General features: G+C 69.4%; 14 protein-coding genes. 5 read left to right on the forward strand and 9 right to left on the reverse strand.

The window, feature by feature from the left end:
* The first annotated feature begins 725 nt into the window (after positions 1 to 725).
* Complete coding sequence (locus ATK30_RS26735) at positions 726 to 2,156, forward strand: APC family permease (protein WP_101437940.1); 1,431 nt, start codon at positions 726 to 728, stop codon at positions 2,154 to 2,156.
* A 13-nt stretch (positions 2,157 to 2,169) separates the two neighbouring features.
* Here ATK30_RS26735 and ATK30_RS26740 read toward each other — a convergent pair whose 3' ends face one another.
* Positions 2,170 to 2,400 carry a hypothetical protein gene (locus tag ATK30_RS26740; protein WP_101437941.1) on the reverse strand — a complete coding sequence of 77 codons (231 nt, stop codon included), beginning with the start codon at positions 2,398 to 2,400 and terminating at the stop codon, positions 2,170 to 2,172.
* A gap of 172 nt (positions 2,401 to 2,572) precedes the next feature.
* Between ATK30_RS26740 and ATK30_RS26745 the strand changes: the two genes are divergently transcribed.
* Both ATK30_RS26745 and ATK30_RS26750 read left to right on the forward strand, forming a co-directional pair.
* The gene (locus ATK30_RS26745) at positions 2,573 to 3,751 is read left to right on the forward strand and encodes a sensor histidine kinase (RefSeq protein WP_244194738.1); all 1,179 of its coding nucleotides are present in this window, start codon (positions 2,573 to 2,575) and stop codon (positions 3,749 to 3,751) included.
* A complete protein-coding gene (locus ATK30_RS26750; RefSeq protein ID WP_101437942.1) occupies positions 3,752 to 4,417 on the forward strand; it encodes a response regulator transcription factor in 666 nt (221 codons plus the stop codon).
* A 34-nt stretch (positions 4,418 to 4,451) separates the two neighbouring features.
* Here the strand turns inward: ATK30_RS26750 and ATK30_RS26755 are convergent, their stop codons facing one another.
* The 3 genes from ATK30_RS26755 to ATK30_RS26765 form a co-directional block, all read right to left on the reverse strand.
* The gene (locus tag ATK30_RS26755) at positions 4,452 to 5,051 is read right to left on the reverse strand and encodes a MarR family winged helix-turn-helix transcriptional regulator (RefSeq protein ID WP_208637430.1); all 600 of its coding nucleotides are present in this window, start codon (positions 5,049 to 5,051) and stop codon (positions 4,452 to 4,454) included.
* A gap of 102 nt (positions 5,052 to 5,153) precedes the next feature.
* Entirely contained in the window at positions 5,154 to 6,509 is a 1,356-nt protein-coding gene (locus ATK30_RS26760; RefSeq protein WP_101437943.1) for an aspartate aminotransferase family protein, read from the reverse strand.
* A 12-nt stretch (positions 6,510 to 6,521) separates the two neighbouring features.
* Positions 6,522 to 8,024, reverse strand: a complete 1,503-nt coding sequence (locus ATK30_RS26765) for a CoA-acylating methylmalonate-semialdehyde dehydrogenase (RefSeq protein WP_101437944.1) — start codon at positions 8,022 to 8,024, stop codon at positions 6,522 to 6,524.
* 122 nt (positions 8,025 to 8,146) lie between these two features.
* Between ATK30_RS26765 and ATK30_RS26770 the strand changes: the two genes are divergently transcribed.
* Positions 8,147 to 9,700 (forward strand): PucR family transcriptional regulator, encoded by a 1,554-nt coding sequence (locus tag ATK30_RS26770; RefSeq protein WP_101437945.1) that lies wholly within the window; start codon positions 8,147 to 8,149, stop codon positions 9,698 to 9,700.
* Here ATK30_RS26770 and ATK30_RS26775 read toward each other — a convergent pair.
* The 4 genes from ATK30_RS26775 to ATK30_RS26790 form a co-directional block, all read right to left on the reverse strand.
* The gene (locus tag ATK30_RS26775) at positions 9,674 to 10,408 is read right to left on the reverse strand and encodes a GntR family transcriptional regulator (protein WP_101437946.1); all 735 of its coding nucleotides are present in this window, start codon (positions 10,406 to 10,408) and stop codon (positions 9,674 to 9,676) included. The two genes, ATK30_RS26770 and ATK30_RS26775, sit on opposite strands and share 27 nt — an antisense overlap.
* Positions 10,409 to 10,449: 41 nt before the next feature.
* The gene (gene trpA, locus ATK30_RS26780; protein ID WP_101437947.1) at positions 10,450 to 11,178 is read right to left on the reverse strand and encodes a tryptophan synthase subunit alpha; all 729 of its coding nucleotides are present in this window, start codon (positions 11,176 to 11,178) and stop codon (positions 10,450 to 10,452) included.
* Positions 11,175 to 12,332 (reverse strand): tryptophan synthase subunit beta, encoded by a 1,158-nt coding sequence (trpB, locus tag ATK30_RS26785; protein WP_463672411.1) that lies wholly within the window; start codon positions 12,330 to 12,332, stop codon positions 11,175 to 11,177. Before trpB ends, trpA begins: the two co-directional genes overlap by 4 nt.
* A gap of 69 nt (positions 12,333 to 12,401) precedes the next feature.
* Positions 12,402 to 13,019, reverse strand: a complete 618-nt coding sequence (locus ATK30_RS26790) for a maleylpyruvate isomerase family mycothiol-dependent enzyme (RefSeq protein ID WP_101437949.1) — start codon at positions 13,017 to 13,019, stop codon at positions 12,402 to 12,404.
* A gap of 62 nt (positions 13,020 to 13,081) precedes the next feature.
* Between ATK30_RS26790 and ATK30_RS26795 the strand changes: the two genes are divergently transcribed.
* On the forward strand, positions 13,082 to 14,047 hold the full coding sequence (locus ATK30_RS26795; RefSeq protein WP_101437950.1) for a sigma-70 family RNA polymerase sigma factor: 966 nt from the start codon (positions 13,082 to 13,084) through the stop codon (positions 14,045 to 14,047).
* Here ATK30_RS26795 and ATK30_RS26800 read toward each other — a convergent pair.
* Positions 14,037 to 14,615 carry a helix-turn-helix domain-containing protein gene (locus tag ATK30_RS26800; protein WP_101437951.1) on the reverse strand — a complete coding sequence of 193 codons (579 nt, stop codon included), beginning with the start codon at positions 14,613 to 14,615 and terminating at the stop codon, positions 14,037 to 14,039. The two genes, ATK30_RS26795 and ATK30_RS26800, sit on opposite strands and share 11 nt — an antisense overlap.
* Between the last annotated feature and the right edge of the window lie 38 nt (positions 14,616 to 14,653).

Raw genomic sequence — 14,653 nt, forward strand, 5'->3', positions numbered from 1 at the left:
GTATCTTCCGTCTTGTCGTGCATGGTCACCAGTCGAGCATCAAAGGCCGGCAGCCACGTTACGACGAGACCTACCCAGCGGGCGGCCGTGTCCCTATCAGCGGTCCCTCGATGCCACCAAACCCGGTGACACCACCCCCCGGATCATGAACGCGACTGGGGGACTCAGTCATGCCGGGCCTGGCGACCACGAACTCCTTGATCAGGAGCTACGAAAAAGGTAACGGGGGGCTGCGGGTGGTTTGGTGGGCGGCTCGTCGCCTGGCGGCGACATTGCCGGTGGGTGGTTGCGTGGGGCACCCCGAAGCCTGAGTGTGCTGACGGTTCGGGGGTGCTTGTCAAGGCGGGAAAGATGCCTTGACAAGCACCCCCGAACCGCAGGGGGGCTTCGTATCGGGGTGCGGGGGAGGGTCTGGGTGCCTCGATTGTGGGTGCATCGGCTGCGGCTGGGGCGGGCCGTGGAGGGGGCCTTCAACGGACGGCGGCGGTCCGTGACGGGAACCCCGCTGAAGGAGCCCCTCCGGCCGTTGGCTCCACCTCGATAGCTGTGAAGGGGCCCTTGAGGGAATTCGTCTTTGTGAAGGTGGCCCTCACTGGCTTCGGCGGGGTTGGGTGCGCGCGGATTGGCAAGACCTCTGCCTGCGGCGACAAGGGCCATCGGCGTCCTGGCACGCACACTGGGGCGCGCGGGGCAACGGGCGCCCTGTTGCGGATCGGGAGGCCTGGATGGCACAGCAGTCGACATCGGAGGCCGTCGGGGGGCGGCTTCGTGCTGATGCGCTCGGTACTGGCGGGATCGCGTTTCTCGTGCTCGCTGCCGTCGCGCCGTTGACCGGGATGGTGGTGATCGCGGGGCTCGGGATCGCGCTGGGCAACGGCGGTGGGATGCCTGCGTCGTTCCTCATCGCCGGGGTCGTGTTGCTGTTGTTCGGTGTCGGGTACGCGCGGATGAGCCGGTATGTCTCCAACGCGGGCGGCTTCTACGCCTACCTCACCGTGGCGTTGGGGCGTCCGGCTGGGCTTGCTGGGGCGTTTGTCGCGTTGGCGGGGTACAACTGTTTCGTCGCGGGGGCGGTCGGGACATCTGGTGCGTTGACAGGTGGTGTCGTCAACCGGGTTTTTCATCTTGACTTGCCGTGGGAGTTGTGGGCTGGGCTGTCCGTCGTCGCGGTGTTCTTGCTGAGTCGCCGTGGGGTGGACGTTTCGGCGAAGGTGCTTGCGGTGTCGCTGATTCTCGAGGTCAGCATTCTGGTCGTGTTCGACGTCGCGGTGCTCGTGAAGTCTGGGTATTCGCTCAGCGCGTTGTCGCCCGCGGTGGTGACGTCTGGGTCGATCGGGCTCGGATTGTTGTTCGCTGCCACGTGTTTCATCGGGTTCGAGGCGACGGCGTTGTTCAGTGAGGAAGCGCGCGACCCGAACAAGTCGGTGCCGCGGGCTACTTATATCGCGGTGACTTCGATCGGCGTCTTCGCAGCAGTCACGTCGCTCGCGCTGGTGAGTGCTATCGGTGTGGAGAACGCGAAATCCGTGGCGCAGGACCATCTTGCGGCGGGCGATCTGCTCCTCGCTACCTCGCAGGACGTTCTCGGAACCGTGCTTACCGATGTGATGCAGTTGTTGCTCGTGGTGAGCCTGTTTGCTGCGCTGCTGGCGCTGCACAACTCCGCGAGTCGCTACATTTACGCGCTGGCGCGGGATGGCGTCCTGCCGAAGGCGTTGGGACGTACGGTTTCTGGTGCGCCGCGCAATGCCAGTGCTGCGCAGATCGGGTTCGCTACGGCCGTTGCGGCGATCTTCGCGGCGCTCGGGCTCGACCCGGTTGCGTTTCTGACTTCGTCGATGACGGGGTTTGGGACGTTGGCGATCCTCGTGTTGCAGGCGATGGCGTCCATCGCGGTGGTGGTGTTCTTCCGGCAACGGCGTGATCCGCATTGGTGGAGCACGTTTGTCGCACCGGGGCTGGGCGGGGCCGGGCTGATCGGCGTGATTGTGCTGGCGGTGCTGAATTTCCCGACGATGGCCGGGTCTGACGCGGCGTGGATCGGGTTGTTGCCGTGGTTGTTGCCGATCCTGATTGTCGCTGGGCTGGCGACGGCGGGCTATCTGCGACGGAGGCGCCCGGAGACGTATGCGGCGCTCGGGCCCGAGGTGCGTTGAGTCCGCAGTGGACTCAGCTTTTCTCCTTGGCTCGGTCGTGGGCCCAGCCGGCGAGCGCCATTCCGGCAAGCGTCAGCACGACCAGCGCGGCTAGCTGTCCGCCCCAGCCGCCGGGGACCCAGTCGAACGCGCCCCACAATTGACGTGCGTCGTGGTCGAAGAAACTGCGGATCGCGGCCTGTGCGCATACGACGGTGATCACCATGCCGACGATTTGCACCGCTGAATAGCCGCCCTTGCTCATGTGCTCTCCCCGAGTTCGTGGTGGTCTCAGTGTGTCGGCTTCGAATACGGCGCACATCGGACCTGCGGAGCGAACCGGGGCCGACCAAAGTCGAGGGTTACGACTTTGGTCTGGGACGCGGGGTGTGCCGAGGGCGGCTGCGCGGCGGGCACGGATCGGCGAAGATGGGCTGGTGATCGTTTCGCAGGCCAAGCTCAAGCCGTGGCAGCAGGGGTGGCGGCTGGCCGCGGCCGCGCTGATCGGCGGGTTCGCGTGGCTGGCGGTCGCGTCCCAATTGCCGCCGGGGGCTGACGACCCGCGGACCGAATGGCTGATCTTCGGCGACCCGATCGTCGGGCTCGGCTGCCTGGTCGCGTCCCTGTGGCGGCGGAAGTATCCGCTTTCGATCGCGACCGGGGTGGTGATCGTTTCGGCGGTGTCGACGTCCGCCGGGGGAGCCGCGCTGTTGGTGCTCGGGTCGCTCGCGACCCGGCGGCGGCCGGTCGAGACCACGTTCATCGGGCTCGCCTGCGTCGCGACCGGGGCGATCACCGAAGGCCTCTACCCGCGCGGCAACGATCCGGACCCGTGGTGGCTGTCGGTTTCGTTCATCGTCCTGATCACCGGCATCGTCGTGGCCGTCGGAGCTGCGATCGGGGCGCGGCGCGAGGAGCTGCAGTCGCTGCGGCAACGGGCGGAGAGCGCGGAACGCGAGCAGGTCGCGCGGGCGGCCGAGGCGCGGATTGTCGAGCGGCATCGAATCGCGCGCGAGATGCACGACGTCCTCGCGCACCGGGTTTCGCTGGTCGCGATGCAGGCGGGGGTGCTGGGGCACCGCACGGACTTGCCTGCGGAGCAGGTTTCACTGCTGGCCAGGGGGATCGCGGACGGCGCGCACCAGGCGCTGGAGGAGCTGCGGGAGGTGCTCGGGGTGCTGCGGGCCAGTCCGGGCGGGCTCGAGCCGCCGCAGCCGTCGCTCGCTAATCTGCCCGCGCTGGTCGCCGACGCGCGGGCGCTGGGGGTCAACGTCGTCTATCGGCCGGAATCCGTCGGGACGCCGCCGGATCTGCTGGCCCGCACGGTGTACCGGATTGTCCAAGAAGGACTGACCAATGCCGGGAAACACGCGCCTGGCGCGGAAGTGTGTGTCACTGTCGAGGGCGGGGAGGGCGAAGGATTGCGCGTGACGGTGTGCGATTCCGGCGCGGCCAGGGGCGACACGCCGCCGCCGTCGGCCGGGTTCGGGTTGCTGGGGCTCTCCGAGCGGGTCGAGCTCGCCGGTGGTGAACTTGACCATCACGCGGACCCGGACGGCGGGTTCGTGCTGACCGCGTGGCTGCCGTGGCCTGCCCGCGGCGAAGGGAGCGAGTGAGTGGACCGGGTGCGCGTCGTGCTCGTCGACGACGATCAGCTGGTGCGGATGTCGCTGCGGCTCATGCTCGGCGGCGAAGCCGACCTGGAGGTCATTGGCGAGGCCGCGGACGGCGACGCCGCGATCGCCGAGGTCCGCCGGCTCCAGCCGGACGTCGTGCTGATGGACGTGCGGATGCCCGGCCGCGACGGGCTCTCCGCGACCGAGGCGATCCTCAGCTGGCCGGACCCGCCGCGGATCCTGGTGCTCACCACGTTCGATTCCGACGAGATGGTGCTCGGCGCGCTGCGCGCCGGGGCGCTCGGGTTCGTGCTCAAGGACACCCCGCCGCCGGACATCCTGGCCGCGGTGCGCACGGTCGCCGACGGAAACCCCGCGCTCTCCCCGGCCGCCACCAGCCGGTTGATCACCGCGGCGACGGGGCCGCGGTCGTCCGAGACCCGGCGTGCCGCGCGGGAGGCGGCGCGGGCGCGGCTGGCCGCGTTGACCGAACGCGAACGGGACACCGCGCGGGCGATCGCGGAAGGGCTGTCGAACGCCGAGGTGGGCGCGCGGCTGCACATCAGCGTGGCGACGGTGAAGGCCCATACGAGCAGCCTGTTCGCGAAGCTCGGCGTGGTCAACCGGGTGCAGATCGCGCTACTGGTGCGCGACAGCGAGGAGTGATGCGCTGAGCCCGGCTGCGAGACACGGCACGGGGTCAGGCTGTCGCCTGCGCGTGCTCCGGACAGTCGGTGCGCAATTCCGTCAGCGCCAAGGGTTTCCGCATCAAATGACAGTGGTGCGGAGCCCTCGGGTCGGGGTGTTCGTCCGGCCCGAAGAACCGGCACGTCGTGCACACCCGGGCGACGCTGATCGCCCCGCCGCGCTGCAAATCCGCGATCACCCGGAGCAGCGTGTGCAGCGTCGTGGCGCGGTCCGTCTCCGGCAGTGCCGCCAGCGAGCCCACCAATTGCGCATCCCACGCCGACAATTCGGCGGAAACCTGGAAGCCGCGGTCGGTCAGGGTGAGCAGGCGGCGGCGTCCGTCCGAACCGGGCGAGCGGGTGAGGAGTCCCTTGCGTTCCAGGGCGCTGACCGCGTCGGACATCGTCGGTGTGGTCACGTCGAACTCGGCGGCCAGTGCGTTCACCTCGCGGCGCGGCGCGGGCTGACGGGACAGGGACAGCACGGCGTGTTGCTGCAGCGGCGAAAGGCCCTGCGTGCGGGCGCTGCGCTGGGACAGCGCGCGCAGACCGTTCCCGAGCCGCTCGATGGCGTCGGCCAGCCGCCGGTCGAGGCCGGGTTCGTGCTCGGGCATGCGCGCCGCCTCGCGGTGAGGACTCCTGGTCACTCATGATAAGCGACCGCACGGAAGAAGGCCGGGTCCAGACGGCCCCGGCCTCCTCCCTCGCCAGGCGGCTCAAACGAGTTTCTGCGCCTCGAGCAGCGCGTCCCGCAGGATCTGTTCCATTTCGTCGAACTCCGCCTGCCCCGCGATCAGCGGCGGGGCGAACTGGACGACGACGTCGCCCCGGTCGTCCGGACGGCAGTAGAGACCGCGGTCGAACAGCGCTCCCGGCAGGAAGCCGCGGACGAGGCGTTCGCGCTCGTCGGCGTTGAACGTCTCGCGGGTCGCCTTGTCCTTGACGAGTTCGACCGCCCAGAAGTAGCCGTCGCCGCGGACGTCGCCGACGATCGGCAGGTCCAGCAGCTTGCCCAGCGTGGCGCGGAACGCGTCCTGATTGTCCAGTACGCGCTGGTTGAGTCCCTCGCGTTCCATCAGGTCAAGGTTCGCGAGCGCGACCGCGGCCGACACCGGGTGCCCGCCGAAGGTGTACCCGTGCGGGAAGCCGACCTTGGGCCCGAGGAACGGTTCCATCACCCGGTCCGACGCAATCAGCGCGGCGATCGGGCTGTACCCGGAGCTGAGGCCCTTGGCGCAGGTCAGCAGGTCCGGCTGGAGGCCGAACTTCTCGCTGGCGAACGTCGCGCCGTGCCTGCCGAACGCGCAGATCACCTCGTCGGCGACCAGCAGCACGTCGTGCCGGTCGCAGATTTCCCGCACCCGTTCGAAGTACCCGGGCGGCGGCGTGAGGCAGCCGCCGGAGTTCTGCACCGGTTCGAGCACGACCGCGGCGACCGTGTCCGCGCCCTCGAACAGGATCGCCTCCTCGATCCGGTCGGCGGCCCAGCGGCCGAACGCTTCGAGATCGTCGGCGAACTCCGGATGCCGGTACAGGTTGGTGTTCGGCACGCGGTGCCCGCCCGGCGCGAGCGGTTCGAAGTCCTTCTTCATCGCGGGCAGGCCGGTGATCGCGAGCGCGCCGTGCGGGGTGCCGTGGTAGGCCACCGCGCGGCTGATCACCTTGTGCTTGCCGGGCTTTCCGGTCAGTTTGAAGTACTGTTTCGCGACCTTCCACGCGGACTCGACCGCCTCGCCGCCGCCGGTGGTGAAGAAGACGCGGTTGAGGTCGCCCGGGGCGAGATGCGCGAGCCGTTCGGCCAGTTCCGCCGCCGGTTTCGTGGCATAGCCCCAAATCGGGAAGTACGCCAGCTCGTTCGCCTGCTGTGCGGCGACCTCCACGAGTTCGCGGCGGCCGTGTCCGGCCTGCACGACGAAGAGCCCGGCCAGGCCGTCGAGGATGCGGCGGCCGCGGTCGTCCCACACGTGCACGCCCTCGCCGCGAGTGATCACCGGGACCGGCGAGTCGGGGTAATTTCCCATGCGGGAGAAGTGCATCCACAGGTGCCGGGCTGCTGCCGACTGAGTGTCCATCGCTGATCCCTCTCAGACGTTCCGCGGGAAGCCGAGGTCGAGCCCGCCCTGGCCGGCGCCCGGCCAGCGGGTGGTGACGACCTTGGCTCGGGTGAAGAAGTGCACGCCCTCGCTGCCGTGCGCGTGGGTGTCGCCGAACAGCGAGTTCTTGCGGCCGCCGAACGAGTGGTAGGCCACCGGGACCGGCACCGGGACGTTCACGCCGACCATGCCCGCCTCGACGTCGGCGGAGAACCGGCGGGCCGCGCCGCCGTCGTTGGTGAAGATCGCCGCGCCATTGCCGTACGGGCCCGCGTTGATCAGCTCGATCGCCTCGGCGAACGTTTCCACGCGCACCACCGAAAGCACTGGGCCGAAGATTTCGTCGGTGTAGATCGGCATGTCGGGGCGGACGTGGTCGAACACCGTGGGGCCGACGAAGAATCCCTCGCCGTCCGCGTCGAACTCGCCTTCGCGGCCATCCAGCACGAGCGTCGCGCCGGCTTCGGCACCCGCGGCGATGTAACCGGATACCCGGTCCTTCGCCGCGGCGGTGACCAACGGGCCCATGTCGCACGAGCGAGTGCCGTCGCCGGTCACCAGCGTCTTCGCGCGGTCGGCGATTCGCGGCACCAGCGCGTCGGCGACGTCTCCCACCGCGACCACGACGGACACCGCCATGCAGCGTTCGCCCGCTGAACCGAAACCGGCGCTGACCGCCTGGTCGGCGACCAGGTCCAGGTCGGCGTCGGGCAACACCACCATGTGGTTCTTCGCGCCGCCGAGCGCCTGGACGCGCTTGCCGTTCGCGGTGCCCGTCTCGTAGACGTACTGCGCGATGGGCGTCGATCCGACGAACGAAACCGCCTCGATGTCCGGGCTGTGCAGCAGCGCGTCGACCGCGGTTTTGTCGCCGTGCAGCACGTTGAACACGCCTTCGGGCAGACCCGCTTCGCGCCACAGCTCGGCGAGCCAGTTTGCGGCGGTCGGCACCTTCTCCGACGGCTTCAGCACGACGGTGTTCCCGGCCGCGATCGCGATGGGGAAGAACCACATCGGGACCATGGCGGGGAAGTTGAACGGCGAGATGATCGCGACCGGGCCGAGCGGCTCGCGCAGCGACGTGACGTCGATGTCGGTCGACGCGTTGGCCGTCGCCGCGCCCTTGAGCAGCTGCGGGATCCCGCAGGCGAACTCGACGACCTCCAGGCCGCGCGCGACCTCGCCCGCCGCGTCGGAGAGCACCTTGCCGTGCTCGGCGGTGATGATCTTCGCGAGTTCTTCCGACCGCGCGTCGAGCAGTTCGCGGAACCGGAACAGCGTCCGGCTGCGCTTCGCCAGGGAAGTCTTGCGCCAAGCGGGAAACGCGGCTTTCGCGGCGGCGATCGCGGCCTCGGCGTCCGCGGCCGAGCCGAGCGGCACGCGCGCGGTGACCTTCCCGGTCGCCGGGTTCGTGACGTCCCCGTAGCCGTCCGGAGTGCCTGCCACCTCGCCGCCGGCGATCCACTGGGACAGCGTCGGCACGGAATCGCTCATCGAGCCACCTTTCTTCCGGGTATTCGCCCTCCGAGGGTCCCTTCCGCACCGGGCGCGGGTAACCGACGAATCGTCGGTTTGTCAGGGCTTTGCTTGACATTTCGTCGGGTTATGCTGACGTTGTGCACCTGACCCTGCGAGACGTCCTCGAGCTGCCGGTGATGGCCGCCGGGTCACCCGTCGTGCGCTCGGCGGCGGACGCGGTCGACGTGCCGGTGCGCTCGGTGCACGTGAGCGAGCTGAGCGATGTCGCCGGGACGCTGACCAGCGACGTCCTGGTGCTGTCGATCGGGCGCGCGTTCACCGAACCCGGCTTTGACCCAGTGGCCTACGTGCGCTCGCTGCGGGACGCCGGTGCGATCGGGCTGGTCGTGGAGCCGGGGCAGCATCTGAAGTCGTTGCCCGACTCGTTGGTGCAGGCCGCTCGCGCCGCGCGGTTTCCGCTGGTGGAGCTGCGCAGCACGGTGCGCTTCATCGAGGTGACCGAGATCGTGCACGCGCGGATCGTCAACGCGCATTACGAGCGGTTGCGGTTGGCCGAGCGCGCGCACGAGGCGTTCAGCACGGTGGGTTCGGCGTCGCAGGCACCGGACGCGGTCCTCGCGCATGCGGCGGATTTGATCGGGCTGCCGGTGGTGCTGGAGGACCGGACCCACCGGGCGCTCGCGTTCGCTGGCGTCGGTTCGGCGGAATCGCTGCTGCGGGATTGGCCTGCCCGGTCGCGGCGGGTGCCGTTTTCCGCGGCGACCGAGGTAGGCGGTCCGGAGGGCTGGCTGTGCACGCCGGTCGGGCCGCCGCGCGAACGCTGGGGCCGGCTGGTCGTGCCCGCGCGGTCGGCGGAACAACCCTCGGCGTGGATGGTGCTCGAACGCGCGGCCGAGGCGCTGACCGTCGGGAAGCTGCTGGAACGCTCACCGCTGTCGGTGGAAATCGAAGCGCAAGGCGATTTGCTGCGGGATCTGTTGCACGGCGCGGACGAGGGTTCGGTGCGCGCGCGGGCTCGGGCGTTGGGGCTGGCCTCGGCGGCGTACTACACGGTGCTGGTGTGCCGTCCGGCTCGGGCTGGGCAGGAGCGGGCGCTGCTGGACGCGGTGCTGACCAGCGACGGGATCGGCGGCGTGCTCGCGGAAGGCCGGGTCGCCGCGGTGTTCCCGTGTTCCTCGACGGCCGCGGAGAAAGCGTTGCTGGAGCGGGTGGTCGCCGGGGTTCCGGAGGGGTTGGCAGCCGCGTTCGGAGCGGCTGGGCCAGTGCGTCGGCTCGGCGAATTACCGGGGGCACTGCAGGAGGCGGTGCACGTCGCGGACGTCGAATCGCCTGGGGCGCCTGGACTTCGGCGCGCTGGAGACTTGGGCGTGCGCGGGTTGCTGTGGTGGTTGCGGGACCATCCGCGGCTGCACGAGTTCACCGAGGCGCAGCTGCGGCCGTTGCTGACGTTGCCGGAACCGCGCGCCAGCCGGGCGTTCGCGACGTTGCGGGCGTTTGTCGAATCGGGCTATTCGATGACGGAATTCGCGAAGGCGCTGAACCTCAGCCGTCCGGCGGCGTACTCGCGGCTGGCGACGATCGAACGGCTGCTCGGCGTCGATCTGTCCAATCCGGACACTCGGCTTTCGGTGCACCTGGCCGTTCTGGCGCACGGCCACCGCGATTCAGCTTCCGGCTCCCCAGCGCAGTGACAGCCGGTCGGCGGCGCGTTCGGTGCTGATGTGCATCATGCTGCCGAGGATGGTCGCGCGGTCGATGACGACGATCGTGCCGTCCGGAGTGCTGGTGGTGCGCTCGCTGACCAGCACCGGGGTGTTGACGGGTTCGTCGAGCAGGCGGGCGAGTTTGTCGTCGAGGGCGTCGGGGCGGATGGTTTCGGCGGCCCGATCCACCACGACGTCCAATTCGGACAGTGCGGTGTAGAGCGAGGTTGCGGTGAAATCGATGTCTCGTAAGCGTTCCCCGTGCGGGGGAGCGACCCAGGACACCTGATGGATCGCCCGGCGACCGCCGAACTCGCGCACCCGCTCCAGCCGCAGGCCGGAATCGGTGGTCCGGGCTTGCAGCCGTGCGGCGACGCGAGTGGGCAGCCGCCGCACCGCCTGGCTGACGACCTCGGTGCGCACGACGTAACCCTGATCGCGCAGGTCCTCGGTGAAGCTGCGCAAGGAGCCCAGCTGATACGAGGCTGGTGTCGGCGCCACGAAGGTGCCGCGGCCGGGTTGTTGCACGATCAGGGCTTCGTCGCTGAGTTCGCGCAGCGCCTGCCGGAGCGTCATGAGCGTGACGCCGTAGGACGCGCTGAGCTCCCGCTGCGGCGGCAGGGCCTCGCCGGGCGCGTACTCCCCGGCACGGATCTTCGCGGCTAGATCCGCGGCGATCGCTCGGTATCGGGCCATGCGCGTCCGTTCTGGTCCAGTTCTGGCTTGACCAGCGGATTCTAGTCCAGCGCGGCCCGCATGGTCGCGACGTACCCGCCGACCTGCTCTGGACCGGCGCCGTCGAGCACCCGCCGCATGATCGCCGCGCCCACGATCACGCCGTCGGCCACGCGGGCCGCCTCGGCGGCGTGCGCTGGCTGCGAGATGCCGAAACCGACCAGGATCGGCAGGTCGGCGGCGTCCTTCAACCGGGCGGCCAGCTCGATCGCGGAGGCAGGCAGGTGGTCGCGTTCGCCGGTCGTGCTCATCGACGAGACGGCGTAGACGAAACCTCGGCTCCGCGCGGCGATCTCGTGTGCGCGGTCGGCTGGCGTCGCGGGGGAGACCAGCAATGCCAGCTCGATTCCGGCGTCGACGGCGTCCGTCTCGATCGCGGGTACTTCCTCCAGCGGCAGGTCCGGAACGATCAGCCCGGTGACTCCGGCTTCTTTCAACTCGGCACAGAACCCCTTGCGGACGGCAAAGTTTGCGTAGGTGCTCACGATGACCGGAACGTCCACTGTGGTCTCTCGCAGGGCATTGAGGACGCTCTGCGGAGTCGTTCCGTTGGCGAGTGCGACGTTCGACGCCTCCTGAATGGTCGCGCCGTCCAAAGTGGGGTCGGAGAACGGGATTCCGACTTCGATCGCGTCCGCACCGGCTTGCGCCAACGCCGGAAGATAGCTAGTCCACTGTGGATTGATTCCGCCAGTGACATACGGCATCAGGATCTTGCGGTCGGTTTTCATGCGCGGGACTCCTCGGAGCGGGCGATCAGCGTGGCGATGTCCTTGTCGCCGCGGCCGGACAGGGTGAGCAGAACCGTCGAGCCAGCCGGAAGTTCCGGCGTGCCAGCGGCTTCGGCCACCCAGGCGAGCGCGTGCGCGGATTCGAGCGCCGGGATGATTCCTTCAGTGCGAGCCAATTGCGCGGCCGCGGCGACTGCGGCTTCGTCGTTGACCGCGACATACCGCGCCCGGCCCAGGTCGCGCAGATGCGCGTGTTCCGGTCCGACACCGGGGTAATCCAGCCCGGCCGCGATCGAATGTGCTTCGAGGATCTGCCCGTGCTCGTCCTGCAGGAACAGCGACCGTGACCCGTGCAGCACCCCGGCCTGGCCGGACGTCGCGCCCGATCCGCCGACCGCTTCCACTCCGACCAATCGTGCGCTGGTGTCGGCGAATCCCGCGAAAGTCCCCGCCGCGTTGGACCCGCCGCCGACGCACGCGACGACGAAATCCGGCACGGTTCCGTGCTGCTCGCGAGCTTCGTCGCCGATCACGCGCTGGAATTCCCGCACCATCCACGGGTACGGATGCGGTCCGACGACCGAGCCGAGGCAGTAGTGGGCTTCCTCGGTCGAGCTGACCCAGTGCCGCATCGCCTCGCTGGTCGCGTCCTTGAGCGTGCGGCTGCCGGAGCGGACCGGGACGACCTCCGCGCCGAGGTAGCGCATGCGGAACACGTTGTGCGACTGGCGTTCGACGTCCTGCTCGCCCATGAACACCGTGACCGGCAGGTCGAGCAGCGCGCCCGCGGTGGCCGTCGCGACGCCATGCATCCCGGCCCCGGTCTCGGCGATCAGCCGGTGCTTGCCCATCCGCTTCGCGAGCAGTGCCTGCCCGATCGCGTTGTTGATTTTGTGCGATCCGGTGTGCGTGAGGTCTTCCCGTTTGAGCACGACGCGCACGCCGAGTTCCGCGGACAACCGCTCGGCCGGCGTCACCGGCGTGGGCCGGCCGACGTGCCGGGCGAGCATCGTCTGGAGCTGCTCCCGGAAGCCGGGGTCGACCCAGGCCTTCTCGAACGCGTCGGCGACTTCGAGGCAGGCGGGCACCAGGGATTCCGGCACCCAACGCCCGCCGTACTCCCCGAAGCGTCCTTTCTGGGTTGGGGTGCGCATGAGCATCTCCTTAGAGTTCTATAACTGTCTCCACTGTTATAGAACTCTTGGCGGTGGAGTGCAAGCCCGTCAGCGCCCCCGCAGGACCTCGACGCCGTCGCCGTCCAGGTCGTCGAGGAACCGGGAACGGCCGGTCATGGCCATGATCAGCGCGAGCGTCGGGCCGGACACGAGTGGTCCCGAGCCGCCGGAAAGATCACTGTCGGTGGCTTCGAGGCGGAGGCCGCGGACGCGTCCTTTGGCGAGTACGACGAGGTCGGAACCGAGGTAGTAGCGGGCCACCGCGGTGAGCGTGCCGACCGGATACTCGTGGCGGATTCCGAGCGGACGGCGGATGTCCTCGCCGTGCACGACGGTTTCTCCGAGCATCGCCACGACCGGCAACGGCGGCTTGGTCGTGCTGGTGACGACCCGGCGGAAGCGGGCCGCGGTGTCGGCCGGGCTGTCGCCGAGGTGCTCGGCCAAACGCATCGCGACCTGGCGATCGAAGTCGAAACGGCAGCGGAGCACGCCTGCCATCCAGCGCGCCGGCGTGAGCGAAGCGCCCGCGGTGAGGTGGGCCAGCACCTCGCGGACGGAGAGGCCCGCGCACAGCGACGGCGTGCTCCAGCGGGTGTCGGACAGGTGGGCCAGGTCGTCGGCCAGCGCGGCGCGTTCGGCGTGGATCTGCGGCCAGAGTGCGGTCATGCCAGGTCTCCTCGGTAGTCGTTGCCAGGTGAGACCGGCCGGATGCGGCAGAATCGTCGGGCGTGGGGGAATTTTCTTCGGAAGCCGCGTTCACCCGGGCGGTGGCCCCGTTGCGTGCGGAACTGCGTGCGCACTGTTACCGGATGCTCGGCTCGATCCACGATGCCGACGACGCCGTGCAGGAGGCGTTGTTGCGGGCGTGGCGCGGGCTGCCGGGATTCGAGGGCCGGAGCGCGCTTCGGACCTGGCTGTACACAGTCGCCACGCGCACCTGCCTGGACCTCATCGACCAGCGCGGCCGTCGTGCGTTGCCGGTCGACCTGGGGCCGTCGAGCGAACAGGTCGTGCTCGACTCGGTTCCGCGCACCGACGTGGCTTGGCTCGGTCCGTACCCCGACGTGCCGGGGGCTAGCTACGAACAACGCGAGGCGGTCGAACTCGCTTTCGTCGCCGCGTGCCGTCATCTGCCGGGGAACCAGCGGGCGGCGCTGCTGCTGTTCGACGTCCTCGGCTTCTCCGCCGCCGAGATCGCCACGATGATGGAGACGTCCGTGACCTCGGTGAATTCCGCCCTGGCCCGCGCCCGCCGGACCATCTCGACCCGCGTCCCCGCTCGCACTCAGCAGCAGACGCTCCGCACCCTCGACGACGCCCGCCTGCAGGAACTCGTGACTGGTTTCGCGACCGCCCTTGCCGAAGGCGATGTCGACGGCCTGGTGAACCTGCTGACCGAGGACGTCACCTGGTCGATGCCGCCGCTGCCGCATTGGTACCGCGGCCGCGACGCCGTCGTCGAGTTCGCATTCCAGGTTCCGATGACGCGTTGCCCGAGCTGGCGGTTCCGGCTGACCAGCGCGAACGCCCAACCCGCGGTCGCGTTCTACCTCGGCGGTTCACCTGCGGCGCCGCACGAGGCGTGGTCCATCACCGTCCTGACCCTGGGCGAGGATCGGATCTCCGACCTCACGTCCTTCCTCGGCGGAGAGCATTTCCCGGCCTTCGGACTGCCCGCGTCGGTTACGCCTTAGGCGCGGCCCGCACGTGCGCGCGCTGGCCCTGCCGTCCGATCAGGCACAGGTACTCGACCGGCTCCGCCGACGCCGCGCCGAACCAGTGCGGCACCCGGGTGTCGAATTCCGCTGCCTCGCCGGGAGAAAGTGTCAGGTCGTGCTCGCCGAGGAGCAGCCTTAACTGTCCATTGAGGACATATGTCCACTCGTAGCCCTCGTGGGTCTTGGGATCGGGTTCCGGTGGCTTCCGTTGTCCGGGCACGATGAATTTGTACGCCTGGATTCCGCCCGGACGGCGCGTCAACGGCAGGATCGTCACGCCGTCGGCGCAGCTGATCGGACGGAGGTGGATGCGCGGGTCGCCGGTTTGCGGAGCGTCGACCAGCTCGTCAAGGGTCACGCCGTGCGCGCGGGCGAGCGGCAGCAGTTGTTCGAGGGTGGGCCGCCGGTGGCCGGACTCGAGCCGGGACAGGGTGCTGGTCGCGATGCCGGTCCGCGCGGACAGCTCGGCCAGCGTGACCTCCCGTTTCCGGCGCAGCTCGCGCAACCGGGGGCCGACTGCGTCCAAGGCGCGTTCGTCGTCCATCTGCCGAGTTTGACAGATTGGCAAGGTTGCTTGCCAGT

Source organism: Amycolatopsis echigonensis (assembly GCF_002846615.1).
Lineage (GTDB): Bacteria > Actinomycetota > Actinomycetes > Mycobacteriales > Pseudonocardiaceae > Amycolatopsis > Amycolatopsis echigonensis.